At 66.7% G+C, this 22428-nt stretch carries 24 protein-coding genes, 1 tRNA gene and 1 pseudogene; 13 read left to right on the forward strand and 13 right to left on the reverse strand.

Features of this window, described 5'->3' with window-relative positions; translation table 11 throughout:
• Window positions 1-8: 8 nt before the first annotated feature.
• From E2E27_RS01165 to E2E27_RS01180, 4 genes are all read left to right on the forward strand, one after another.
• Window positions 9-1517 carry a flavin-containing monooxygenase gene (locus tag E2E27_RS01165; RefSeq protein ID WP_141457222.1) on the forward strand — a complete coding sequence of 503 codons (1509 nt, stop codon included), beginning with the start codon at window positions 9-11 and terminating at the stop codon, window positions 1515-1517.
• Between the two features lie 163 nt (window positions 1518-1680).
• A complete protein-coding gene (locus tag E2E27_RS01170; RefSeq protein ID WP_141457224.1) occupies window positions 1681-2442 on the forward strand; it encodes a competence/damage-inducible protein A in 762 nt (253 codons plus the stop codon).
• A 57-nt stretch (window positions 2443-2499) separates the two neighbouring features.
• Window positions 2500-3480 carry a polysaccharide deacetylase family protein gene (locus E2E27_RS01175; protein ID WP_141457226.1) on the forward strand — a complete coding sequence of 327 codons (981 nt, stop codon included), beginning with the start codon at window positions 2500-2502 and terminating at the stop codon, window positions 3478-3480.
• A 6-nt stretch (window positions 3481-3486) separates the two neighbouring features.
• A complete protein-coding gene (locus E2E27_RS01180) occupies window positions 3487-4386 on the forward strand; it encodes a GNAT family N-acetyltransferase (protein ID WP_141457228.1) in 900 nt (299 codons plus the stop codon).
• On the opposite strand, the gene E2E27_RS01185 is transcribed toward E2E27_RS01180, so the two are convergent.
• From E2E27_RS01185 to rplK, 3 genes are all read right to left on the reverse strand, one after another.
• Window positions 4345-4638, reverse strand: a complete 294-nt coding sequence (locus E2E27_RS01185) for a hypothetical protein (protein WP_141457230.1) — start codon at window positions 4636-4638, stop codon at window positions 4345-4347. The genes E2E27_RS01180 and E2E27_RS01185 overlap by 42 nt on opposite strands.
• A 293-nt stretch (window positions 4639-4931) precedes the next feature.
• Complete coding sequence (gene rplA / locus E2E27_RS01190; RefSeq protein ID WP_141457232.1) at window positions 4932-5624, reverse strand: 50S ribosomal protein L1; 693 nt, start codon at window positions 5622-5624, stop codon at window positions 4932-4934.
• 4 nt (window positions 5625-5628) lie between these two features.
• Complete coding sequence (gene rplK, locus E2E27_RS01195) at window positions 5629-6060, reverse strand: 50S ribosomal protein L11 (RefSeq protein WP_017664542.1); 432 nt, start codon at window positions 6058-6060, stop codon at window positions 5629-5631.
• A gap of 453 nt (window positions 6061-6513) precedes the next feature.
• On the opposite strand from rplK, the gene E2E27_RS01200 reads away from it, so the two are divergent.
• Window positions 6514-7191, forward strand: a complete 678-nt coding sequence (locus E2E27_RS01200; RefSeq protein ID WP_181443517.1) for a PspA/IM30 family protein — start codon at window positions 6514-6516, stop codon at window positions 7189-7191.
• 22 nt (window positions 7192-7213) lie between these two features.
• Here E2E27_RS01200 and E2E27_RS01205 read toward each other — a convergent pair whose 3' ends face one another.
• Entirely contained in the window at window positions 7214-7393 is a 180-nt protein-coding gene (locus E2E27_RS01205) for a hypothetical protein (protein WP_141457236.1), read from the reverse strand.
• A gap of 165 nt (window positions 7394-7558) precedes the next feature.
• Between E2E27_RS01205 and E2E27_RS01210 the strand changes: the two genes are divergently transcribed.
• Window positions 7559-8245, forward strand: a complete 687-nt coding sequence (locus E2E27_RS01210; RefSeq protein ID WP_141457238.1) for a hypothetical protein — start codon at window positions 7559-7561, stop codon at window positions 8243-8245.
• A 71-nt stretch (window positions 8246-8316) separates the two neighbouring features.
• On the opposite strand, the gene nusG is transcribed toward E2E27_RS01210, so the two are convergent.
• From nusG to E2E27_RS01225, 3 genes are all read right to left on the reverse strand, one after another.
• Window positions 8317-8853, reverse strand: coding sequence for a transcription termination/antitermination protein NusG (gene nusG / locus E2E27_RS01215; RefSeq protein ID WP_086608487.1), 537 nt, complete (start codon window positions 8851-8853; stop codon window positions 8317-8319).
• A 48-nt stretch (window positions 8854-8901) separates the two neighbouring features.
• Complete coding sequence (gene secE / locus E2E27_RS01220) at window positions 8902-9144, reverse strand: preprotein translocase subunit SecE (protein ID WP_141457240.1); 243 nt, start codon at window positions 9142-9144, stop codon at window positions 8902-8904.
• Window positions 9145-9448: 304 nt separating this feature from the next.
• Window positions 9449-9524, reverse strand: a tRNA-Trp gene (locus E2E27_RS01225).
• Window positions 9525-9616: 92 nt separating this feature from the next.
• Here E2E27_RS01225 and aat point away from each other — a divergent pair.
• A complete protein-coding gene (gene aat / locus E2E27_RS01230; RefSeq protein WP_141457242.1) occupies window positions 9617-10423 on the forward strand; it encodes a leucyl/phenylalanyl-tRNA--protein transferase in 807 nt (268 codons plus the stop codon).
• A 35-nt stretch (window positions 10424-10458) separates the two neighbouring features.
• On the opposite strand, the pseudogene E2E27_RS01235 reads toward aat, so the two are convergent.
• The 4 genes and pseudogenes from E2E27_RS01235 to E2E27_RS01250 form a co-directional block, all read right to left on the reverse strand.
• Window positions 10459-10695, reverse strand: a pseudogene (locus tag E2E27_RS01235) (DUF2155 domain-containing protein); the annotation flags it as partial.
• Between the two features lie 182 nt (window positions 10696-10877).
• Window positions 10878-11309, reverse strand: coding sequence for an NADH:ubiquinone oxidoreductase subunit NDUFA12 (locus tag E2E27_RS01240; RefSeq protein ID WP_141457244.1), 432 nt, complete (start codon window positions 11307-11309; stop codon window positions 10878-10880).
• A 45-nt stretch (window positions 11310-11354) separates the two neighbouring features.
• Window positions 11355-11873 carry a DUF192 domain-containing protein gene (locus E2E27_RS01245; protein WP_141457246.1) on the reverse strand — a complete coding sequence of 173 codons (519 nt, stop codon included), beginning with the start codon at window positions 11871-11873 and terminating at the stop codon, window positions 11355-11357.
• Window positions 11867-12445, reverse strand: coding sequence for a regulatory protein RecX (locus tag E2E27_RS01250; RefSeq protein WP_234036135.1), 579 nt, complete (start codon window positions 12443-12445; stop codon window positions 11867-11869). The genes E2E27_RS01245 and E2E27_RS01250 overlap by 7 nt, the downstream gene beginning before the upstream one ends.
• Before the next feature lie 227 nt (window positions 12446-12672).
• On the opposite strand from E2E27_RS01250, the gene E2E27_RS01255 reads away from it, so the two are divergent.
• Complete coding sequence (locus E2E27_RS01255) at window positions 12673-14424, forward strand: fatty acyl-AMP ligase (RefSeq protein WP_141457250.1); 1752 nt, start codon at window positions 12673-12675, stop codon at window positions 14422-14424.
• A 21-nt stretch (window positions 14425-14445) separates the two neighbouring features.
• On the opposite strand, the gene E2E27_RS01260 is transcribed toward E2E27_RS01255, so the two are convergent.
• Together E2E27_RS01260 and E2E27_RS01265 are read right to left on the reverse strand one after the other, a co-directional pair.
• Entirely contained in the window at window positions 14446-14937 is a 492-nt protein-coding gene (locus E2E27_RS01260) for a nucleoside deaminase (RefSeq protein ID WP_141457252.1), read from the reverse strand.
• A gap of 88 nt (window positions 14938-15025) precedes the next feature.
• Window positions 15026-16594 (reverse strand): TIGR00341 family protein, encoded by a 1569-nt coding sequence (locus tag E2E27_RS01265; protein WP_141457254.1) that lies wholly within the window; start codon window positions 16592-16594, stop codon window positions 15026-15028.
• A gap of 208 nt (window positions 16595-16802) precedes the next feature.
• Between E2E27_RS01265 and E2E27_RS01270 the strand changes: the two genes are divergently transcribed.
• The 5 genes from E2E27_RS01270 to E2E27_RS01290 all read left to right on the forward strand — a co-directional run bounded on the left by E2E27_RS01270 (window position 16803) and on the right by E2E27_RS01290 (window position 22413).
• Window positions 16803-18014, forward strand: coding sequence for a toxic anion resistance protein (locus E2E27_RS01270; protein WP_141457256.1), 1212 nt, complete (start codon window positions 16803-16805; stop codon window positions 18012-18014).
• A complete protein-coding gene (locus tag E2E27_RS01275; RefSeq protein WP_141457258.1) occupies window positions 18015-18833 on the forward strand; it encodes a hypothetical protein in 819 nt (272 codons plus the stop codon).
• A gap of 3 nt (window positions 18834-18836) precedes the next feature.
• On the forward strand, window positions 18837-19136 hold the full coding sequence (locus E2E27_RS01280; protein ID WP_141457260.1) for a polyhydroxyalkanoic acid system family protein: 300 nt from the start codon (window positions 18837-18839) through the stop codon (window positions 19134-19136).
• Window positions 19137-19273: 137 nt separating this feature from the next.
• Entirely contained in the window at window positions 19274-19876 is a 603-nt protein-coding gene (locus tag E2E27_RS01285) for a biliverdin-producing heme oxygenase (RefSeq protein WP_141457262.1), read from the forward strand.
• Window positions 19873-22413: an HWE histidine kinase domain-containing protein gene (locus tag E2E27_RS01290; RefSeq protein WP_141457264.1), complete on the forward strand. Its 2541-nt coding sequence runs from the start codon at window positions 19873-19875 to the stop codon at window positions 22411-22413. The genes E2E27_RS01285 and E2E27_RS01290 overlap by 4 nt, the downstream gene beginning before the upstream one ends.
• Window positions 22414-22428: the final 15 nt, after the last annotated feature.

Here is a 22428-nt window from a genome sequence, read left to right on the forward strand (position 1 = left end):
GCCCCGACATGCTCGCAACACCGCCCGATTTCGACGTGCTGATCGTGGGTGCCGGGATTTCCGGCATCGGCATGGCCGCGCACATGGGAATGAAAGCGCCGCATCACAGCTACGCCATCGTCGAGCGGCGCGACAATCTTGGCGGCACGTGGGATCTGTTCCGCTACCCCGGCATCCGTTCGGACAGCGACATGCACACGCTGGGCTTCGATTTCGAGCCGTGGCGGCACGAAAAGAGCATCGCCGATGCGCCCGCGATCCTCGAATATCTCGACCGCATCGTCGACGAACGCGGCATCCGCCAGCACATCCGCTTCGGCCACAAGGTCATCAGCGCCGACTTCCACCACGATGACGCGCGCTGGCATGTCGAGCTGGAAACAGCCGACGGCAGCCGCACCCGGATGACCGCGAATTTCCTCTATCTGGGCGCGGGCTATTACGATTACGACGAGCCCTATGATCCCGGCTTCGATTTCGGCGAATTCGAGGGGCAGGTGATCCACCCGCAGTTCTGGCCCGACGATCTCGATTACAAGGGCAAGAACGTGGTCGTGATCGGATCGGGCGCGACCGCCGTCACCATCGTGCCTTCGATGGCGAAGCAGGCAGGGCACGTGACGATGCTCCAGCGCACGCCGACCTGGATGTTCTCGCGCCCGGCCAAGGACGCGGTGGCGAACTTCCTGCGCAAGGTGCTTCCCGAAAGCCTCGCCTACCGAATCACCCGGTTCAAGAACATCAAGCTGCAGGACCTCGCCTTCAAGACCGCGCGCGACAAGCCGCAGAAGGTGAAGGACGCGCTCTACAAGAAGATCGAGAAGGCGTTGGGGCCGGACTTCGACCGCGAGACCTTCACCCCGCCCTACAACCCGTGGGAACAGCGGCTGTGTCTGGTGCCCGATGAAGACCTTTTCACCGCCATGAAGGCGGGCAAGGCGAGCGTCGTCACCGGCCATATCGCCAGTTTCGAAAAGGGCGGCGTGCGGCTGACCGATGGCCAGTTCCTCCCGGCCGATATCGTCGTGACGGCGACGGGCCTCAAGCTCGCGGTCGCGGGCAAGATCGACGTGCGGGTCGATGGCGAGCCGGTGCAGTTCAACGAGCGGTTCTATTACAAGGGCTGCATGTTCTCGAACCTGCCCAACCTTGCGGTGGTGTTCGGCTATCTCAACGCCAGCTGGACGCTGCGGGCGGATATCAACTCGGACTATGTCTGCCGCGTGCTCGAACACATGCGGCGGACCGGCACCACCATCGCCACCCCGGTGCTGACGCCCGAGGCCGAGGCTGCGATTGTCGAGGACGACGTGTTCGATTTCTCGAGCGGCTACATCCAGCGCGGCAAGCACATCATGCCGCGCAATTCCGTGAGCTACCCCTGGCGGCTCAATCAGGAATACGTCGTCGATCGCAAACGGATGAAGGACGACCCGCTGACCGACGGCATTCTGACCTTCACCCGCGCCGGTGCCAATGCACGCGGGCTAGACGAGCAGCTTGAGGCGGCTGAATGATCTGTGCAGCCCATCCGGGCTGCGATGTCCTCGCTCTCGCGACCTGAAGGTCGCATCGCTGCGGGCGGCCGGTCGGCCTTGCGGTTGCTTACGCAACCGGTTCTTGTGCCACCGGCGTCTCTACGCGCTTGAGACCGTCAGTCGAAGCGCCTAATCCTCCCTCATGACCTCTCCCGAAAAGATCTGGACCGCCGGACTTGTCGTTATCGGCGATGAAATCCTCTCCGGCCGCACGCAGGACAAGAACATTGCGCAGGTCGCCAGCTGGCTTCAGGTGCAGGGCATCCGCTTGGCCGAAGTGCGGGTGGTGCCCGATGTCGAGGCGCGGATCGTCGCGGCGGTGAACGATCTGCGCGCCGCGAACGATTACCTCTTCACCACCGGCGGGATAGGGCCGACGCATGACGACATCACGGTCGATGCGGTCGCGGCGGCGCTGGGCGTGCCGGTCGTCATCCACCCCGAGGCGCGCGCGCTGCTGGAGCGTTACTACGAGACCCGCGGCGGGCTGAACGAAGGGCGCCTCAGGATGGCGCGGGTGCCCGAAGGCTCGGACCTCATCCCCAATCGCATGTCTGGCGCACCCGGCATCCGGCGTGGCAACATCTTCCTGATGGCGGGCGTGCCGCACATCACCGCAGGCATGCTCGATGCGCTCACCGGACAGCTCGAAGGCGGACTGCCACTGCTCAGCGAAACGCTCGGCTGCTGGGTCGCCGAAAGCGAGGTCGCCGATCTGCTGCGCCAGACCGAGGCCGCGCACGAGGGCTGCCAGATCGGCTCCTACCCCTTCTTTCGCGAAGGCCGGGTGGGCGCGAATTTCGTGATCCGCTCGGTCAGCGCCAAGAGCCTCAAGGCCTGCGCCGAGAGCCTCGCCAGCGGGCTTGCCGGGCAAGGCCATGCCATCACGCCCGGCGGGATCTGACCTCGGAGAGACAACATAACACGACCTTAACTCTCGGGCGCTAAACGGGTTGGCGTCATGACCCGCGTGTTCATTACCATCGACACCGAGTATTCCTCGGGTCTCTATACGGGGCCGGGCGCGGCGGACCGGGCGGACAATTTCGCGCGCTCGATCGCCTGCAACACGCCGCAGGGGCCGGCGGGTGTGACGCACAAGCTCGAGGTTCTGGCGCAGCACGGACAGAAGGCGGTGTTCTTTGTCGATCCCATGCCCGCGCTGATCTGGGGCGTTGCCGCGATCGAGGACATTGTCGGCCCCATCGTCGCCACCGGGCAGGACGTGCAACTCCACTGCCACACCGAATGGCTGGGCCTCGCAGGCGCGTCCGCTCCGCTGCGCCTCGGCACCACCGGCCACGACCTCGCCGACTTCCCGTTCGAGGATCAATGCGCGATCCTCGACTATGCCCGCTCCACGCTGATCGCCGCCGGCGCACCCGCGCCGGTCGCCTTCCGGGCCGGCAATTACGGCGCCGACGACAACACCCTGCGCGCGCTCGCCAGCATCGACATCGCCTACGACACCAGCCACTGCCCCGCACTGGTCGGGGCGAGCGCCTGCCGCATCGGCCTCACCGAAGAGGACCGCGATCCGATCGGCCACATGGGCGTGGTCGAAGTGCCCGTCGGCACCATCGGCACCATCGGCGGCGGGCTGCGCCACGCGCAGATCACCGCGCTGACGCTGGCCGAGATGCTCAGCGCGATCCGCCATGCCCGCGACGGGGGGCGGTGCAGCTTCACGCTGGTCAGCCACTCCTTCGAACTCATCAACCGCCGCAAGCTGGCGGTGAACCCGATCGTGCGCCGCCGCTTTGGCGGACTGGTCCGCGCGCTTTCGACGATGCGGGGGGTGACCACCGGCACCTATGCCGAGACCCCGCCCGCCCCGCGCCTGACGGGCATCGGACACGAGCCGCTGCCCGCCAGCCCGGTGCGCACCGGGATGCGCATTGCCGAGCAGCTGCTGTCCAACACGCTCTACGGCTCGCTCTAGCCTGCGATGGCGAGCGCCGCGATCGACTTCACGCTGGGCTCGCGCCGCCTGCTGAGCGTGCCGCGCGCGCTCACGACCTGGGCCTTCACGCTCGAGGACGTGCTCGTCGGCACCCTGCCCCCGGCCCCGCCGCCGGGGCCTGACGGAGTGCGCGTGCTCTCCGCCCCCACCCAGCAGCTCGGCGCCATCACCGCGCGCTTCCCCGGCTTCCTCGCGGGCGGGCGGCAGGACTACCGCCGCCACTACATCGCCATGGACGGCAGCTTCGAAGGCTACCTCCGGGGCTTCTCGGGCAAGACCCGCTCGACCCTCAGGCGCAAGGCCAGGCGGCTGGCGGAGGAGGCGGGCGGCTACCGCGTCACAGCCCACCGCACCCCCGCCGAGATCGAGGACTTCCTCGCCGCGGCCCTGCCGCTGTCGGCGCGCACCTATCAAGCGCGGCTGCTGGATGCCGGACTGTCCGACACCCCCGCCGCCCGCCGCGCCATGCTGGAGGCGGCAGAGGCAGGCCGGATGCGCGCCTTTCTGCTCCACGCGGGCGGCCAGCCGATCGCCTACCTCTCGCTCCCCGTGGTGGGAGAGACCCTCGTCTACGCCCATCTCGGTTACGATCCGGACTGGGCGCGGCTCTCACCGGGGACGGTGCTTCAGATGGAGGCGCTGGAGCAGCTGTTCGCCGAAGCGCGCTTCCGGTATTTCGACTTCACCGAGGGCGAAGGCGCGCACAAGGCGCTGTTCGGCACGCACTGGGCGGAGTGCACCAGCCTGATGCTGCTCGAACCCACCCTCGCCAACCGCACTCTGCTGGGCGCGCGCGGGGCGTTCGATGCGGGGGTGAGCGGCGCGAAGTCGCTCGCCGCGCGGTCAGGCGTCCTCGGCCGGATCCGAGCCCTGCTGCGCGCGTGAACGCAGCACCGCGCGGCGGCGCAGCTCGTCCTGCGCCCGCACCCGCTGTGCCAGCGCCACCCGTGCCGAGGGCGTGCCGCTGAGCGAGCCATAACGCAGCGCGAGGTAAAGCCAGACCGCCGCCAGCACTGCCAGCAGCGCCCCGGCAGCAAGGCCTAGGGTCACGTTGTAGCTCAGCAGCAATCCGTCAGCCGCTACTGCGACCGCCGGGACCAGCCATTGCGGCGCAAGACGCTCGGGAGTGAAGGGCATCGGCTGTACCTCTATGTTCGGGGGCAGCGGCAGGGAGGGGAGAGAGGATGCCGCGCGCACGACCAAGATGGGCGAACGCCCGACAAAGACAAGAGGGGAGATGACGTATTCCGCGTAAGGCAAGAGGGGCCGGAAGCGCAATGCTTCCGACCCCTTTTATGCTGTCAGCCTAGCTGTAGGAAAGACTCTCGATCCCGCAGGGATCGCAAGCCCGACCGGGCGCCCGCAGCGATGGGGCCTTCAGGCCCCGTGAGCGAGGAAGCGAAGCCGCGGATGCGGCTTCGCCCTTCAAATCACGCCCCTTCGACCTCGCTGAGGTCGACCTTGAGACCCGGGCCCATCGACGAGGTCACGGTGACCTTGCGGACATACTTGCCCTTGGCCCCGGCGGGCTTCGACTTCACCACTGCATCGGTCAGCGCCTTGAAGTTCGCCTTCAGCGCGTCGTCCGAGAAGCTGAGCTTGCCGATGCCCGAGTGGATGATGCCCTGCTTTTCCACGCGGAATTCGACCTGACCTGCCTTCGCGTCCTTCACCGCCTGCGCGACGTTGGGCGTGACGGTGCCGAGCTTCGGGTTCGGCATCAGGCCCTTGGGGCCGAGCACCTTGCCCAGACGGCCGACGATGCCCATCATGTCCGGCGAGGCGATCACGCGGTCATAGTCGAGATTGCCGTTCTGCATGTCTTCCAGCAGGTCTTCCGCACCGACCTTGTCGGCCCCGGCAGCCAGCGCCTTTTCGGCGTTGTCCCCGCGCGCGAAAACGGCGACCTTGACGTCCTTGCCGGTGCCCGAGGGCAGCGACACCATGCCGCGCACCATCTGGTCGGCGTGACGCGGATCGACGCCGAGGTTCATCGCGACTTCGACGGTCTCGTCGAACTTGCTCTTGTGCTCGCGCAGGACGCTCAGCGCCTCGTCGACGGTGTAGAGCTTTTCGCGGTCGAGGTTCGCCAGAACCTTCGCCTTCTTGGTAATCTTTGCCATGTGCTTAGCCCTCCACCACTTCGAGGCCCATCGAGCGGGCAGACCCGGCGATGATCTTGATCGCCTGATCGATGTCGTTTGCGTTGAGGTCAGCCATCTTGGCTTCGGCGATCTCGCGCAGCTGCGAGGTCTTGATGGTTCCCGCCGAGACCTTGCCCGGCTCCTTCGAGCCCGACTTGAGGTTCGCGGCCTTCTTGATGAAGTAGGTCGCCGGCGCGGTCTTGGTGACGAAGGTGAAGGAACGGTCGCCGTAGACGGTGATGACCGTCGGGATCGGCATGCCCTTTTCCATTTCCTGCGTGGCGGCGTTGAACGCCTTGCAGAATTCCATGATGTTCACCCCGCGCTGACCCAGCGCCGGGCCGATCGGCGGCGAGGGGGTGGCAGAGCCCGCGGGCACCTGTAGCTTGATATAGCCTTCGATTTTCTTGGCCATGAGGCCTTACTCCTGTCGCACTGTTGCCCGGCTGTTTCCAACTCAGGCTCATGTTAAGCGGTCCAGCGCCATCGGGATGTGCAATCCTTCAGGCTCCCGCACGGAATCATCCGGCCCGTGGCCAGACGAAGGCGCGCGCATAGCGTTTCTGGCGCGCAATGCAAGCCTGCACTGCCCCGGCGCACGTTCATCCCGCAGCCTGTTGGAGACACATGAGACACTGTTCAGAGACAAAACTCCCGCCCCGGACAAGGTCGGCTTGCGCGCGGCGCGGGCGCGCGCGGCGAGGGGTGACGCGGGTGAAAGAAGCGAGGCGCATGCGCCGTCCCTAGATCGAACGGTGCCAGTAGGAAAATCCTCTCTGGCGCAATCGGTTCTTGCCATTCACCAATTTGCAAATAATTGTCCTCTATGGCCTTTGCTCGGGCCATCGGGCTGAACAAGGGGGCGTGCATGTTTCGGGTTGCAATCCAGATCAAGGAACTGATTTCCAGCAACGTGACGAGCGCGATCGAAGCCGCATCGAACCCGGCCAAGATGCTCACCATGCTCCAGCGCGAGATCGAGGAATCGATCATCTCGCTCACCGGAGAGCGCACCCGCGTCACGCAGGCCAAGCGCCGCGCCGAAGCCTCGCTCACCCAGCAGGAGCTGAAGGAGGCCGACTGGGCCGACAAGGCCAAGACGGCGATGGAACACGGGCGCGAGGATCTGGCCCGTCAGGCGCTGCTTGCGCGCGAGGAATGCCGTCAGGCGATCGCTCAGCTGAACGCCGACATCAAGGGCGCGGATGCCAATCTCGCCGAAATCGATGCCGCCGTGCGCGAGCTTGAAGCCAAGCGCGAAGAGACGCGTCTGCAGGCCAAGGCGCAGATGGCCGCCGATTATGCCGCCAGCGGCGGAAGCACCGTGGGTGGCGGCGGCAGCCGTGCCGAAGCCCACCTCAACCGCATCGCCACGCTGGAACAGCGCGCGCAATTCGCTATCGAGGACGAAATCCCGGCCCGCACCAGCGCGAGCGTCGACCGCGAGATCGACGAAATGCGCCGCGCCAGCGCGATCGAGGCCGAACTCGCTGCGCTCAGGGCGACCTCTGCACCTGCCAAGAAAGCGGGCGGCAAGAAGGGCTGATCCGGCCTCACGGCTATAAGCCTTATCCGGCAGGGGGCCGCGGCACCCGCAACCCCTTAGTGCGGCTGGTGAGGTGGAATGCCTTGCACAGCGCGCACTTGTAAGCGCGCAAGGTAACATCGGCACGCAACGCAGCCGCCTCGGCCTCGTCCCGCGAGGCGAAGCGGCGCTTCTTCTGGCAGATGCCGGGGCGGGTTTTCATTGCCTTGACCTAAAGGGGGCGGAACGACCGCGCCAGAGATCCGGCACATGATCTTCGGGCAAATCCGACGCGGGAGTTGCATCCCCGCTGGACAGACCGGCCCCGGAGGCGCAATCTCTCCCATGCAAATCAAGTCGTAGCGTCGCATTGCCGGGGGGCATGCCTATGTCGTGGACTACCGTGTTGGGCCGGGTGACAGGCTTTCTCGTCGGCCTGTTTATCGTGATTGTCGGCTTTTCCCTGTTCACCAAGGAATCGGGGCTGACCCACACCGGTCAGGTCACCGCGCTGATCTCCGTGCTGATCGCGCTCGGCATCGGCGTGATGGCCGCATCGCTTCTGCCCAATACGATCACGATCGAAGGCAGGGAAGTGAAGCCGCTCGGTCTCGGCCTGAATGCGACCGGCGGCGCGGGGTTCTTTATCATCACTCTGATCTTCCTGTTCTATTTCGACGGGAAGTCGTCCGAGCCCGAGCCCGGCAAGGAAGGCCCCGAAGTGATCGCCAGCGGCGCGCCCGATCCGGCACCCACCGCAACGCCGCCCGCCAGTTCGGAACCGTCCGCCGCCCCGTCCGACACGCCGAGTGCTGCCCCCGTCGGGCTGGCTTCGGGCGCTGTGCCCCTGTCAGGGCAATCCACACCGCCCCCGGCCTATCAACAGCCGCAGCAAAGCTATTACAGGGTGCAGACCTATTGCAGCATCTGCTGCCCGCAAGGGCCGCAGAACTGCGCACAAGTCGGCTATGGTGAAAGCTACAGCCTCGAGGAAGCGGCCTTGCAGGCGGCCCAAATGTGCGTTGCCAATCAGGGCTATGCAGAATCCTGCACCATCAACCTGACGCAATATTGAGCCGCGCAGCGGTCAATCCCGCGCGACTCGGCGAACCAAATGCCCGCCGGGACGCGTGACGGAATGCGCCCTTACTTCGACAACTCGACGTGCTCGAAATCGAGCTCCACCGGGGTCGCGCGGCCGAAGATCGACACGCTGACCTTGACCTTGGCCTTGTCGAAATCGAGCTCTTCGACGATCCCGTTGAAGCTGGCGAAGGGCCCGTCGAGCACCTTGACCGAATCCCCGATCTCGTAATCGACGCTGATGTCGCGCTTCGGCGTCGCCTGGGCTTCGGCCACGCCGCCGAAATAGCGCGAGGCTTCCTTTTCGGAAATCGGCTGCGGCTTGTTGCCCGAACCGAGGAAGCCGGTCACCTTGGGGGTGTTCTTGACCAAGTGATAGACATCGTCGGTCATGTTCAGCTTGGCGAGCACGTAGCCGGGCATGAATTTGCGCTCGACCTGCACCTTCTTGCCGCGCTTCACCTCGGTCACGGTTTCGGTCGGGACCTGCACTTCCTCGACACCGTCGGACAGGCCCAGCCGCTCGGCCTCGGCGATGATCGCGTCGCGCACCTTGTTCTCGAAACCGGAGTAAGCGTGGATGATGTACCAGCGAGCCATGAAACGTCCTTGGAAAATGGGGATGGTAAGCGCGGCGATTCGCGCGCCTTACTGGATCAGGTCGATCAGCGTGCGCACGGTCAGACCGAAGACCGTGTCGATGCCGAGGAAGAACAGCGCCAGGATCACCATGAAGATGAACACGAAGATCGCCGTGCGCACGGTCTCCTCGCGAGTCGGCCAGACGATCTTGTTCGTCTCCGCCTTGACCTGAGCGAAGAATTCGCCGGGCGAGGTCTTGCGCTTCTTTTCGTCTGCCCCGTCCTTGGGAGCGATCATCTTGTCGGCCATGGCAGCCCTTGTCCTTCGCGTAATGCCTGTGGTCTTCACCGGCCGGCTTTCAGGTAGGGCTCCGCGCCGCCCGGGACAAGGTCGCCGGAGGGGCTGGATAATCTGCCGATGTCGGAAAAGACGCTGCGGCTCTTACGCCCAAGGCAGCGCGAATGCAAGAATGCTTGCGCGCCTCAGTGCATCCCGAGTGAGCGCGCCAGCACACCGCTGCGCAGCTGCATCGACCGAAGCGGCCCGAAACAGGCATGATGAAAGGAGGAACCGTCACGAGTGAAAGGCGGCGGGAGCCGCTTCGCGAGATAATTGGCAGGGGTGACAGGATTCGAACCCGTGGCCCTCGGTTTTGGAGACCGATGCTCTACCAGCTGAGCTACACCCCTGCACTGGCGGAAGCGGCCCCTTATCCGAGCCTCTCGCGTTAGGCAATCCTCTTTGCCTCAACCCGCCCGGCCATGTATTGTGCACTGCAACCATGCACGCACCCCAGCGCCCTCCGATCCCGGTCGAAACCTTGCTGCTTGCCTATCGCAGCGGGATTTTCCCGATGGCGGACACGCGCGAGGACAGCGAGGTGTTCTGGGTCGAGCCGCGCGAGCGAGCGATCATTCCGCTGGACGGGCTGCATCTGTCGAAGTCGCTGAAGAAGGTGATCCGCGCCGATCGCTTCACCGTGACGGTGGACCGCGCCTTCGAACAGGTGATCCGCGCCTGCGCCGAACCGCGCGAGGATCACCCCGAGACCTGGATCTCGGAGCGGATCGTGCAGTCCTATATCGGCCTCCACCGCGCCGGACACGCGCACTCGGTCGAATGCTGGGCGGCGGGCGCGGATGATGCGCCGCAGCTGGTGGGCGGGCTCTACGGGGTCAGCTTCGACCGGGTGTTCTGCGGGGAGAGCATGTTCAGCCGCGTGCCCGATGCCAGCAAGGTCGCGCTGGCCTGGCTGGTGGCGATGATGGACCGCGCGGGCTTTGCGCTGCTCGACTGCCAGTTCATGACCGAGCATCTGCGCAGCATGGGCGCGACCGAGATGGCGCAGGCCGATTACCGGCGGCTGGTGGAACGTGCGCAGGGCCAGCCGCGCATCAGCCTCGGCACCGCGTGGCGGTGGTTCGGCGGCGCTTATGCGGCCGGAACGGCGGGCGAGGCGGCTTCGGGCGCGGGAGAAGCCGACGCCGCCGGGCGCGCGGCGGGCTTGCCCGAGGCTTCGGGCTTGGGCGCGGCGGGGCCCTCCTCTCCCGGAAAGCGCATCGTGCAGTCCTTGACCCAGACATCGTAGACCGGGTGCTCGACAACGTTGAGGCTGGGCGATTCGCGGAACAGCCAGCCCGAGAACACGCGCGAATGCTGCGCCGCTCCGCGGTTGCGGATGTCGACCTGCACGAAGGCCCCCGTCTCCTGCGGCATTTCCCACGGCGCGGTGCGCTCACAGGCGGAGACGCGCACGATCACCGGGCCGATCTCGCGGCTTTCGCCGGGCTTCAGCTTGATTTCTTCGGAGACATTGTTGCGCTTGTTGAGCAGCCCGAGCACCGCGACCCGCTCGTTCATCGGGGTCGCGCCGTAATCGTTGGTAGGCGTGGCCGCCGCGTAGGGATCGGGCGAAGCGCTCGCCTCGCCGAGCGGCACGGTGACGGCATCTTCCTCGGGCGCGGCGAAATAGTCGCAGCCCCCCAGCGTCAGCGCGCCTGCCAGCGCGGCGGCAAGATGGAGCCCGCGCACCGCCCTGCGCCTCAGCTGTCCGCGCCGCCGGGGGTCCAGGCTTCGTAATCGCCGACAGCACGCGCGCGCTGGCCGCCGCGCTCCAGGGCGCCTTGCGGGCGATAGGCGGCGAGGGTGCCGGTGGCGTTGGGGGTGTAGTCGGCCTCCCAGATGCGCGGCGGGGGCAGGTGGCTTTCGGGCACCTCGTCATAGGTGCCGTGCAGCCAGCCGTGCCATTCGGCCGGAACGCGGCTGGCGTCATTGGCGCCGTTGTAGATCACCCAGCGCTTTTCACGCGCGGTGTAGGAGCCGGTGTTGGCCCCGCTGCCCTTGGCGCGTTCCCGGTAATACTTGTTGCCGGCGGCATCGGTGCCGACGTGTTCGCCCTTGGCGCGGCTGGCCCACAGGTGCGTGCCGATCGTGGCACCATCCCACCAGGTGAAGATCTTTGCGAGGATACCCATGCGGGCAGCGCCTAGCGGATTCGCACCGGTGCGCCAAGTGAGAGATCACGGGACCGTGTAACTTACTCTATCCCCCGGCACGATCCCGAGCGCCGCCGCGCGGCCGCCGCGCAGTTCCAGCACGGCGCTGGCGGGGCCCTTCGATGGCACCGAATCGAGCGAATAGGGCGTGGTGTTCGCCGCGATATTGGCGATCCGCCCATCCGGCCCGATGAAGATGATGTCGAGGCTGAGCGGGGTGTTCTTCATCCAGAAACTGCGCGGTTCGGGCGTGGCGGAGGGGAAGATCATCCCCTCGAAATCGCCCAGCTCGGTGCGGAACATCAGGCCGCGCGCCTGCGCTTCGCCGGTGTCGGCCAGTTCGACCTTGAACGGCAGGCGCTTGCCCCCGCTCTCGACCACCAGATCGATCACCCGCAGACCCGAGACCGGGTGGCGCGCCGCTTGTCCCTCACCTGCGGGCGGGACGGGGCTTTGCGCCGCAGCGGCCGTGCTTTCGCCTGGCGAGCAGGCCGCCAGCGTGCCCAGTCCCAAAAGTGCGGCTGCCAGCCAGTGCCTTACCATCGCTCGTCGATCCCTTCTGCCTCTTCCGCCTCGGCAATCCATTGTTCGATGTCCTCGCCCCGCGACGCGGCGAGGATGAAGCGGGCGTGTTCGTATTGGTGGCCTGCGCGCAGCATTGCTGCAACGGCTTTTTCGCGCGCCTTGCGGATCGCGAGCGGATCGCCGCCCTCGCCCAGGGCGCCCCAAGGCCCGAGCCGCCGCTTTTTCGCCATCAGCGCCGCAGCACGGCGGCTGGCCGCCTCACCCGGCGCGTGGGCCTGCCGCAATCCTTCTTCCACCCCGGCATGGCGGAGCGTCTCCTCCACCCGCCGTGCGCCATAGCCGCGCGCACCGAGATCGCGGGCGCGCATCCGGGCATAGGCATCATCATCGACATAGCCGAGCTCCACCAGCCGGGCGACGAGCGCGGGAATGTCGATGTCGAGCGTGCGCCCGTCGGCATCCTCGGCCAGACCGCGCTCGCGGATCTTGCGGACGAGATAGCTCTCCAGCCGCGCGCCGGTGGTGGCGAAGCGGGCGGCGTAATGCAGAGCCAGATCGCGCAATTGCGCCTCGCCCAGCGGGGGTTTCACCCGCTTTGCACCCCGCCCCGAAACGCGGCGATCCTCCCCGGTATCGCGACCGGACGATGACGAATTCGCTTTACGTGAAACCATTTCGCCTTATTCGTGCCACTTTCCTTATCAAATGCGAAATATTGGACGCCGCCGGACTATGCCCGGCGACACGGGGTTATGCCAGAGCGCGAACGGGATATCGCCATGAAACGCGCCGCAACTTACGGGTATCGCTGAAAATTATGACCGACGCCGCATTGACGCCGACGCCGAATGATTGCGACCTGCCGCGCATCCGTGCGCAATTTGCAACCTTCAACGACGCGATCGACTACGCCGCGAAGAGCCAGAAGGGGCTCAATTTTCACGATATGCGTGGAGAACTCTCGCGGGTCTATCCCTATGCCGAAATGCGCGAGGATGCCCTCGTCATGGCGCGCCGCCTGATCGCGGCGGGGATCGGCAAGGAAGACCGCGTCGCGCTGATCGCTGAGACCGGCCCCGATTTCGCCGCGCTGTTCTGCGCCTGCGTCTATGTCGGCGCATGGCCCGTGCCGCTGCCGCTGCCGACCAGCTTTGGCGGCAAGGAAAGCTTCATCGACCAGCTCGCGGTGCAGCTGATGAGCAGCGATCCCAAGCTTTTACTCTACCCCGAGGAAATCGCCGAAATGGCCGCCGCCGCCGCCGCGCGGCAGGGCTGCGCTGCGGAAAGCTGGCAGGATTTCAGCCAGCGCCCGGCCCCCGCCTGCGACCTGCCGCAGGCCAATCCGGACGATATCTGCTACCTGCAATATTCCAGCGGCTCGACCCGCTTCCCCACCGGGGTGGCGGTGACCCACCGGGCGCTGCTGCACAATCTCTACGGCCATTCGACCACGATGGAGCTGGGCGCAAACGACCGCTGCGTCAGCTGGTTGCCGTGGTATCACGACATGGGGCTGGTCGGCTGCCTGCTCTCGCTGATCGCCAACCAGGTCTCGGGCGACTACCTGAAACCCGATGCCTTCGCGCGCCGCCCGCTGGCGTGGCTCGACATGATCAGCCGCAACAAGGGCAACACGCTCTCCTATTCGCCCACCTTCGGCTACGATATCTGCGCGCGCCGCATCTCGAGCCAGTCGAACGTCGCCGAACGCTTCGACCTGTCGCGCTGGCGGATCGCGGGCAATGGCGCGGACATGATCCGGCCGGACGTGATGCAGAACTTCGTCAACGCCTTTGCCGATGCGGGCTTCAAGGCGTCGAGCTTCACGCCTTCCTACGGCCTTGCCGAAGCGGTGCTGGCGGTGACGGTGATGCCGCCGGGCGAAGGCATCCGCGTCGAACTGGTCGAGGAAGAGCGCCTGTCGGGCGCGCCGCGCGATCTGTCGCGCCCGGCCCGCTACCGTGCGATCGTCAATTGCGGCAAGCCGCTGCCCGACATGGAAGTCTCCATTCAGGGCGAGGACGGGCAGGAGCGCGGCGATCACCAGATCGGCAAGGTGTGGTGCCGGGGCCCCAGCGTGATGCACTCCTACTTCCGCAACGAGGAAGCGACCAGCGACTGCCTCGTGCCGAGCGAAGACGGCAAGGGACCGTGGCTCGATACCGGGGACATGGGCTACACCGCCAATGGCTATCTGTTCATCGTCGGCCGGGCGAAGGACATGATCATCATCAACGGCAAGAACCACTGGCCGCAGGATATCGAATGGGCGGTGGAGCAGCTTCCCGGCTTCAACCACGGCGACATCGCCGCCTTCGCGATCGAGATGGAGAACGGCGAGGAAGCCCCGGCGGTGCTGGTGCACTGCAAGGTCTCCGACCCGGAAGAGCGCGTGCGCCTGCGGGAACAGATCGCCGACAAGGTGCGCTCGGTCACAGGGATGAGCTGCATCGTCGAACTCGTCCCCCCGCGCACCCTGCCGCGCACCTCCTCGGGCAAGCTGAGCCGCGCCAAGGCCAAGAAGCTCTATCTGGCGGGCGAGATCGTTCCGATCGATCTGGCGGCGTAACGCGGCCAGTAAGAGCGGCGACTAGATATTGCCCTGCTCCTCCTCGGGCACATCGTCGCCGGGGCGATAGTAGAGCGCGGCGCATTCGTCCTTCAGGCAGCCACCTTCGATGCTGAGATCGTCGCGATAGGCGTCGCGGATGAAATCGAAGGTGTCGAGGCTGCGATCCTCGAAATACATCTCGTGCACATCGTCGCGTCCGGCGCCGAAGACGATGCGGTCGACCTTGGCCCAGATGCTCGCCATCGTGCACATCCCGCAGGGTTGCAGCGTGGAATAGAGCGTCGCGCCCTTCAGCTCCATGTCGCCCACCTTCGCCCCGCCCGCGCGGAAGGCGCAGATTTCGGCGTGGGCGGTGGCGTCGTTGTCCTCTGCGGTGCGGTTGGTCTCGGCCGCGATCACCTCGCCGTCGCGCACGATCACCGCGGCGATCGGCGTGTCCGAGGGATCGGTGCCCTTGGTCTTGGCGAGGGCAATAGCCTCGCGCATCCAGCGTTCGTCTTCGGGCGTCATCGGCGGCTCCTAAGGGGGCAAGTGCAGGTCAGAAGCACGGCGAACGCTTTCGGGTCCATCGCCTCCAGCAAGAAACGGCCGGACCGGCCTATTCTCCCTGATCGGCCCAACCTGCGCGCAGCGGGCCGGTGCCCGGCCGCACGGCAACCGAAACCCCGGCCTCACGCAGCACCTCGGCGGCGGCTTCGGCCTGATCGGCAGGCCCGGCGAGCACCACGCTTCGATCAAGCCGCAAGGCCGCCCAGCCGATCAGGTCGAGCGTGTCGCTGTTCGGCGTGCCTTCGCTCACCGGAATCGCAGGCAGCACCGCCGGAGGGGGTATCAGCTCGACCCGCCAGCCCGGTTCGGTCCCGGCGATCCGCATCTCGAGTGCACGGTAGGTGGCAAGGCTTGCCCCCTCGAGCCGCTTGGCCCGCACCAGCGCGCGGCGGCGCGTCTGATCGAGCAGCACCTCGTCGGGCGCAACCCCGGCGGCGAGCGACAGGCGCATGGTCAGCGCCTCGGCCCGTGCGGTTGCCTCGCGGTCTTCGCGCGCACGGGCGGCGGAAAGCTGCGCACGCTCGGCGGCGGATTCATTGGTGCCGACCTCGTATTGCACCAGATCGAGCGCAACCGGCTCGCCCAGCCGCTCGGTCAGGCCCTTGGCAACGGATTCCTCGACACCAGGCCGCAGCGAAGGGGTGAAGACCACGGCATGGATTCCCACCGGGCTCGCGGTGAAGTCCATGTCCAGCTGATCAAGCTGCGAGCGCCCGTCGAACTGCGCGCTGATCTCGCTGCGCACGATGCGCTGGGCGTTGGTCTCCCACGCAATCCGGTTGAGCGAGAAGGCCAGCGGCACCGCCAGCCCCACGAACACCGTCAACAGGGCGATGTTCTGGAACATGGTGTTGCGCGCGCTGAGCGAATTGCGGAAGCCGTAGAGCTTGGCCATCCCGAAGGCGGTCAGCGCGATGGTGATGAAGTTGGTCACGAACAGCAGCAGCGCGCCCGAAAACACCGTCCAGTTCCAGGTCGCGAGACCGAAGCCGACCACCGCGAGCGGCGGCATCAAGGCCGTCGCGATCGCCACGCCGACGATCGCGCCCTCGCGCCCGCGGATCATCGCATAGGCGCCCGCCAAGGCCGAGAACAGCGCGACGAAGAGGTCAAACAGATTGGGCCGGGTGCGCCCGGCGATTTCGGGGGTGATGGTCTGGATCGGCGAGAGGAACACGAGCACCGCGCACAGCACCACCGCGAGCACGCTTCCGATCAGCAGGGTGATTGCCGATTGCTTGAGCCATTCCCAATCGCCGATCGCCAGCGAGAAGCCCAGCGCCATGATCGGGCCCATCAGCGGCGAGAGCAACATCGCCCCGATCACCACGGCAGGTGACGAAAGCAGCAGGCCGAGCACCGCGATCCCGCCGCTCATCGCGGTCATGAACAGGTAGTGCTCGGACATCTTGCCGTCTTCGCGGCGACGCTCGGTCACTTCGGCTTGATCGACCTGGCCGATGACGTGCACCGTCCACCAATCGCGGATGTTGTGCAGGATTGCCCCAATCGTAACCGGTATATGGCTGGACGCGGCCGGCTGGGCCACAGCGCTCGCTTCCGCCTCGGCGGCGGCAGCGTCTTCCTGCGAAGCGGTGTTGGCGGTGATCTCGGTCATGAATGGCCCTTGTGCGGCAGGATTTGACGCCAGCAATTACCCGCCGCAGGCGCAATTGCCAATGAATCCGCGCCGGTGCGATGGACGCACGGGGCCAATCCGGCCTAGGATGCGCACATCCGCTTGAAAGGCGTGTTTTAGATCACTAATACAGTGGAGATCGCCCCAAAGCTCAGGCTCGGGGCTTGAGGGAGCACGAGACGCGAACATGAGCACCGAAACCCAGACGGCCACCGCGACCCCGTTTTCGCTGACCCCGCCCGATCCGGTGCCGCAGGTCGCGCCCGATCAGGCTGCCGGGCTGGTGCCGGTTACCACAGAGCAGAAGTCGAAGCTCGACACCAAGGTCGATGCCTTCGTCACCGAGCTGGTTTCGGTCGATGCCAATTCGCCGCAGTTCGGCGAGAAAGTCGATCAGATCACACGCATGGGGCAGGAACAGATCCGCGCCGCCGCCGCGATGTCGAACCGCTTTCTCGACCGCCCGGTGCGCGCGATGGATGGCGATGGCAGCGTGGGCAAGGATCTGGCCGAACTGCGCCGCACGGTCGAGGATCTCGATCCCGGCCGGCAGGGCAAGCTTTCGGGCCCGCGCAAGATCCTCGGGATCATTCCCTTCGGCAACAAGATCAAGAACTACTTCGACAGCTATACCAGCGCGCAAGGCCACATCGCGGCGATCCTCCAGCGGCTCGAAAGCGGCAAGAAGGAGCTGCATCTCGATAACGCCGCGATCGATACCGAACGGCAGAAGCTGTGGGCGGCGATGGGCGAGCTGGAGCAGATGATCCACATCGCCAAGACATTGGACGGCAAGCTGGAAGCCAAGGCGCTCGAACTGGATTCGTCCGACCCCGCCAAGGCCAAGGCGCTGCGCGAATCCGCGCTGTTCTATGTCCGCCAGCGCACGCAGGATCTGCTGACGCAGATGGCGGTGAGCGTGCAGGGCTACCTCGCGCTCGATCTGGTCAAGAAGAACAATGTCGAACTGGTGAAGGGCGTCGACCGCGCCAGCACCACCACCGTCGGCGCGCTGCGCACCGCCGTCACCGTGGCGCAGGCGATGACCAACCAGCGCCTCGTGCTCGGCCAGATCACCGCGCTCAACAAGACCACCAGCGACATCATCGATTCGACCAGCACGCTGCTGCGCGAACAGACCGCGCAGATTCACGAGCAGGCGGCGTCCTCCACGATCCCGCTGGAGACGCTGCAGCGCGCTTTCCAGAACATCTACGACACGATGGACGAGGTCGACAATTTCAAGGTCCGCGCGCTGGAATCGATGAAGCAGACGGTGAACGTGCTGAGTTCCGAGGTCGAAAAGTCCAAGGGCTATATCGCCCGCGCCGAAGGTCAGGCGCAGGCGCAGTCCAAGGTCGCGGCGAGCGAGCCTTCGCTGCTGGCGCTGGACAAGTAAATGGCCGACACCACCCGCGATTCCGACCGCATCCTGCGCGAGGCCAAAACCAGCCTCGCGGTGCAGCGCGATGGCGGCACGCACCGGCCGGGGCTGCGCGGGGCGAGCATCGGCAAGGGCTCGGCCGAACTCAAGCTCAAGGGCCTGCTCGTCAAGGTCCGCAACATCGCGCTCGCGATCTTCGCGATCTGGTTGGGTGCGGGGATTGCCGGGGCGTTCATCGGCGGAATCGGGTTCTGGGGCGTGATGGCGGTGATCGTGGCGACCGCCATTGCCGTGGCGGTATTCTCGAGCTTTCCCAAGGTCAGGACGCCGAAGCGCGCCGAACTGAAGCAGGGCAATCCCGAAGCGATGGTCGCGCGCACCGAATTGTGGCTCGAAGCGCAGCGTCCCGCCCTGCCCCCGCCCGCGCAGGCGCTGGTCGATCAACTCGGCGTGCAGCTCGATGCGCTTGGCCTCCAATTGAAGGGCCTCGACGGTGCGCATCCGGCGATGGCCGAAGTGCGCGAACTGGTGGGCGAATACATCCCCGAAACCATCGACAATTACCGCAAGATCCCCGCGCATCTGCGCGCCGAGGAATATGCCGGCAAGACCGCCGACGCGCGCCTGACCGAAAGCCTCTCCAAGCTTTCCGGCGAAGTCGATCGCGTCACCCGGCGGCTGGCCGAAGGCGCGCTCGATGACCTCGCGATCAAGAGCCGCTATCTCGAATACCGCTATGGCGGATCGGAAGCGCTGGAGGACATGCGCGAGATGCCCGACACCGGCGTGCCGCTGCCCGATTTTTCGGTCACGCCCGCCGCGAAGGAGCGCTGAGCCATGCGCGTCGTCCTGCCTCACGATCTTACCAAAGAAGAAGTGCGCGCCCGGATGCACAAGCACGGGGAAGAGATCGGCGGTTTCTTCCCCCCCGGTCTTGCCAAGGTGATGACCGAATGGCCGTCTGAAGACCGCATGAGCATCACCGCCGTGGTCATGGGCCAGACCATTCCCGGCGGAGTCGAAGTGCGCGACAACGACGTGGTGATCGAAATGGATCTGCCGCTGCTGCTCGGCGTGATGCGGGGGCCGCTCGAGGCCGCCGTGCGCAAGGAAGGCGGACGCCTGCTCGCGCCCTGAAGGCGGCGGAGCCCGATTGCCAAGCTCTCACCCGTGTGTCATAAGTTTTTGACACATTTTTTTGCCTTATTCGCCTTACCCTCGGGATCGTTCGGCAATTCGGCGAGCCAGCCGATTCTGGCGGGAAGGACGGATTCATGGCGCCGGTCAGCGATGCGGCCAAGCCAGACGAGACGCTGCGCACGCACCTGCGCGCGGCGACGATGGTTGCGCATGATCTGCTCGATCATGCGATGCAGGCGGCGAGCGGCTGGCAGCAGCGGCAGGACTATGCCCGCTTTCTCGCCCTGCAACACGCCGCCCGCGCGCCGATCGAAATCTGGCTCGCGACCCACGCGCCCGCCGACTTGCGCCCCCCACCGCAAACGCCGCTGATCGCGCGCGATCTGGCGGCGCTGGGCGTGGTTGTCCCCGCGTCCGCCCCGCTCTTCTCGCTCGGGCGCGCGGCGCCGGGCCATGCGCTCGGCACGGCCTGGGTTCTGGCCGGATCGGCGCTCGGCAATCGCGCCATCGCCAAGGCCGTGGCCCGGATCGGCGGCGGGGAGTGGCCGGTCGCCTTCCTCGGCAATGGCGAGATGATGGCCTTCTGGCAGGGCCTGCGCGCCCGGATCGAACGCCCCGCCCCGCCAGCCGAAGCCGCCGCCGCCACCCAAGCGGCCGAGGCGGTGTTCGCCCATTTCCTCGCCGTGGCCGAGACCGGACAGGCGCCGGACCGCACGCTCGAAAGCACCTCGTCATGAACCTCCACCAGCGCAGCGACACGCTGACCGAATGCGACCGCGAGGCGATCCACCACATCGCGGCGGTTCAGGATTTCGGCGGTCTGATTGCAGCCGATGCGCAAGGCCGGGTGGTGCAGCTGTCCGCCAATGTCGCCGATCTGCTGGGGCTCGACTCCCTGCCCGAACCGGGCACGCCCCTCAGCCGCATGATCGCCGCCCCGGCGCTCGCCACGCTCGAACAGGCGCTGGCGGGGCTGGCCGGTGTCGATGCGCTGGAGCGCCGCTTCGGGCTCGACCTCACGGGCCGCAACCAGCCCTTCGACTGCGCGGTGCACACAGCCGGCGGGCTATCGATCATCGAGTTCGAGCCGCACGCCCGCAACGACTTTGCCGACCATGTCAGCATGATCGTGCCCGTGATCGCCCAGCTCGAACAGTCCGCCACCATCGCGATGCTGTGCGATACCGCCGCGCGGCTGGTGCGGCAAATGACCGGCTATGACCGGGTGATGATCTACCGCTTCCACCCCGACGAAAGCGGCGAGGTGATCGCGGAGGACCGGCACGAGGCGCTCGAGCCGTTTCTCGGCCTGCGCTATCCCGCCGCCGACATCCCGCGGCAGGCGCGCGAGCTGTTCCGCCGCAACCGGTTCCGCGTCATCGCCGACATGACCTCCGAGGCCGTGCCGATCCTCCCCGAACTGGGGCCCGACGACACGCCGCTCGACCTGTCGATGTCGATGCTGCGCTCGCACTCGAAGATGCACCTCGCCTATATGCGGAACATGGGCGTGGGGGCCTCGCTCGCCATTGCGATCGTGCGGCATGACCGTTTGTGGGGCATGATTTCGTGCCACCACCGCGAGCCGCGCCTGCCGCCCTATTCGCTGCGCACCGTGGCCGAACTGCTCAGCCAGACCTTCTCGCTGATGCTCGACCGCATTCTGGTCGCCCAGGCCGAGGGCTTGCGCGAACGGGCGCGGCAATTGAACGACCGCCTGCTGCTGCGGCTTGCCGGCGGGGTGAGCCTTGGCGACAGCCTGCCGATGATCGAGGAACTGCTCAGCGGCACGATCCAGCATGACGGCATCTCGCTTTTCGCAGAGGGCGAATATCGCGCCAGCGGCGATGCGCCCGACGCGGAGGAATTCATCGCGATCGCGCCGCTGCTCGCCAGCACGCTGGGCGGGGCGACCCATGCCACCACCCGGCTCGCCGATCAGGTGCCCGAGGCCGCCGGTTTTGCCGATCGCGCGGCAGGGGCGCTGGTGCTGCCGCTGTCGCGCGGCACGCGGGATTCGCTGGTGCTGTGGCGCCGCCCGCTCGACCGTGTGGTCACCTGGGCGGGCGATCCCGACAAGGCGGCGGCCAAGCCCGGCGAAATGCTCCAGCCCCGCGCCAGCTTTGCCGCTTGGGCCGAAACCGTGCGGGGTCACTCCGCCGAATGGAGCGCCGACGAATGCGAGATCGCCGCCCGCCTGCGCCGCACGCTGATCGAGGTGATCCTGCGGATGAGCGAGGACCTCACCCGCGAACGCGCCCGCGCGGCCGAGCAGCAGGACCTGCTGATTGCCGAGCTCAATCACCGGGTGCGCAACATCCTCGGCCTGATCCGCGCGCTGGTGGCGCAATCGCAGTCCGAGGCATTCAGCGTTCCCGGCTTTGCCGCGATCATCGGCGGGCGCATCGCCGCGCTGGCGAGCGCGCATGACAATATCACCGCGCGCAATTGGGGCCCGGCGAGCCTCACCCGGCTGATCGAGGGCGAGCTGGCACCCTATAGCGGGGCGGACCGTGCGCGCTTCCGGCTGGTGGGCGCGGATGTGCTCGTCACCCCGGAAGCCTATACCATCCTTGCGCTGGTGGTGCACGAGCTGGCGACCAATTCGGCCAAGTATGGCAGCCTCTCGGCGCGCGCCGGGCGGGTGGAGGTGACACTCGCGCGCACCGCCTTCGGCGATCTGGCGCTGCAATGGCGCGAGACCGGCGGCCCGCCGGTCACCGCGCCGACGCGGCAGGGCTTCGGCTCGACCATCATCACCCGCTCGATCCCGCATGATCTCGGGGGCGAGGCCGATGTGCGCTACAAGCTGGGCGGAGTGGAGGCCGATTTCCTCATCCCCGCGCGGCACCTGCCCACGCCCGAACCCGGCACGCGGCCCGCGCCCCCGCCCGAGCCGCTGCGCGATCCCGCCGTGGTGCCCGCAGCCGTCCCGGCGCGGGTGCTGGTGGTGGAAGACAGCATCATCATCGCGCTCGACACCGAGGAGAACCTCAAGCGGCTGGGCGTGGCCGAGGTGCGGCTCGAAAGCTCGGTCGGCGCCGCGCTGGATGCCATCGCCGCGGATCGCCCCGACTTTGCGATCATCGACTTCAACCTCGGCGGAGAAAGCTCCGAACCCATCGCCGAGGCCCTGCGCGCGGCGGGGGTGCGCTTCGTGCTGGCGACGGGCTATGCCGAAAACGCAGGCCAGTTCGAACGGCTGGGAGCCGCCGCCGTGCTGCGCAAGCCCTATGGCATGACCGAGATCGAGCGGCTGCTGGTGCCGGCGTAAGCCTTGCGGCCCAAG

It is taken from the genome of Porphyrobacter sp. YT40, assembly GCF_006542605.1.
Taxonomy (GTDB): domain Bacteria; phylum Pseudomonadota; class Alphaproteobacteria; order Sphingomonadales; family Sphingomonadaceae; genus Erythrobacter.

Coding starts and splice junctions, on each gene's coding strand:
- E2E27_RS01275 (WP_141457258.1), top strand. CDS start 18,015: ATGGCCGACACCACCCGCGATTCCGACCGCATCCTGCGCGAGGCCAAA.
- E2E27_RS01240 (WP_141457244.1), bottom strand. CDS start 11,309: ATGGGTATCCTCGCAAAGATCTTCACCTGGTGGGATGGTGCCACGATC.
- E2E27_RS01180 (WP_141457228.1), top strand. CDS start 3,487: ATGGCGAGCGCCGCGATCGACTTCACGCTGGGCTCGCGCCGCCTGCTG.
- E2E27_RS01175 (WP_141457226.1), top strand. CDS start 2,500: ATGACCCGCGTGTTCATTACCATCGACACCGAGTATTCCTCGGGTCTC.
- aat (WP_141457242.1), top strand. CDS start 9,617: ATGCACGCACCCCAGCGCCCTCCGATCCCGGTCGAAACCTTGCTGCTT.
- E2E27_RS01290 (WP_141457264.1), top strand. CDS start 19,873: ATGAACCTCCACCAGCGCAGCGACACGCTGACCGAATGCGACCGCGAG.
- E2E27_RS01185 (WP_141457230.1), bottom strand. CDS start 4,638: ATGCCCTTCACTCCCGAGCGTCTTGCGCCGCAATGGCTGGTCCCGGCG.
- E2E27_RS01210 (WP_141457238.1), top strand. CDS start 7,559: ATGTCGTGGACTACCGTGTTGGGCCGGGTGACAGGCTTTCTCGTCGGC.
- E2E27_RS01260 (WP_141457252.1), bottom strand. CDS start 14,937: ATGACGCCCGAAGACGAACGCTGGATGCGCGAGGCTATTGCCCTCGCC.
- E2E27_RS01245 (WP_141457246.1), bottom strand. CDS start 11,873: ATGGTAAGGCACTGGCTGGCAGCCGCACTTTTGGGACTGGGCACGCTG.
- E2E27_RS01255 (WP_141457250.1), top strand. CDS start 12,673: ATGACCGACGCCGCATTGACGCCGACGCCGAATGATTGCGACCTGCCG.
- E2E27_RS01200 (WP_181443517.1), top strand. CDS start 6,514: ATGTTTCGGGTTGCAATCCAGATCAAGGAACTGATTTCCAGCAACGTG.
- E2E27_RS01165 (WP_141457222.1), top strand. CDS start 9: ATGCTCGCAACACCGCCCGATTTCGACGTGCTGATCGTGGGTGCCGGG.
- rplA (WP_141457232.1), bottom strand. CDS start 5,624: ATGGCAAAGATTACCAAGAAGGCGAAGGTTCTGGCGAACCTCGACCGC.
- E2E27_RS01205 (WP_141457236.1), bottom strand. CDS start 7,393: ATGAAAACCCGCCCCGGCATCTGCCAGAAGAAGCGCCGCTTCGCCTCG.
- nusG (WP_086608487.1), bottom strand. CDS start 8,853: ATGGCTCGCTGGTACATCATCCACGCTTACTCCGGTTTCGAGAACAAG.
- E2E27_RS01285 (WP_141457262.1), top strand. CDS start 19,274: ATGGCGCCGGTCAGCGATGCGGCCAAGCCAGACGAGACGCTGCGCACG.
- secE (WP_141457240.1), bottom strand. CDS start 9,144: ATGGCCGACAAGATGATCGCTCCCAAGGACGGGGCAGACGAAAAGAAG.
- E2E27_RS01170 (WP_141457224.1), top strand. CDS start 1,681: ATGACCTCTCCCGAAAAGATCTGGACCGCCGGACTTGTCGTTATCGGC.
- E2E27_RS01280 (WP_141457260.1), top strand. CDS start 18,837: ATGCGCGTCGTCCTGCCTCACGATCTTACCAAAGAAGAAGTGCGCGCC.
- E2E27_RS01270 (WP_141457256.1), top strand. CDS start 16,803: ATGAGCACCGAAACCCAGACGGCCACCGCGACCCCGTTTTCGCTGACC.
- rplK (WP_017664542.1), bottom strand. CDS start 6,060: ATGGCCAAGAAAATCGAAGGCTATATCAAGCTACAGGTGCCCGCGGGC.
- E2E27_RS01265 (WP_141457254.1), bottom strand. CDS start 16,594: ATGACCGAGATCACCGCCAACACCGCTTCGCAGGAAGACGCTGCCGCC.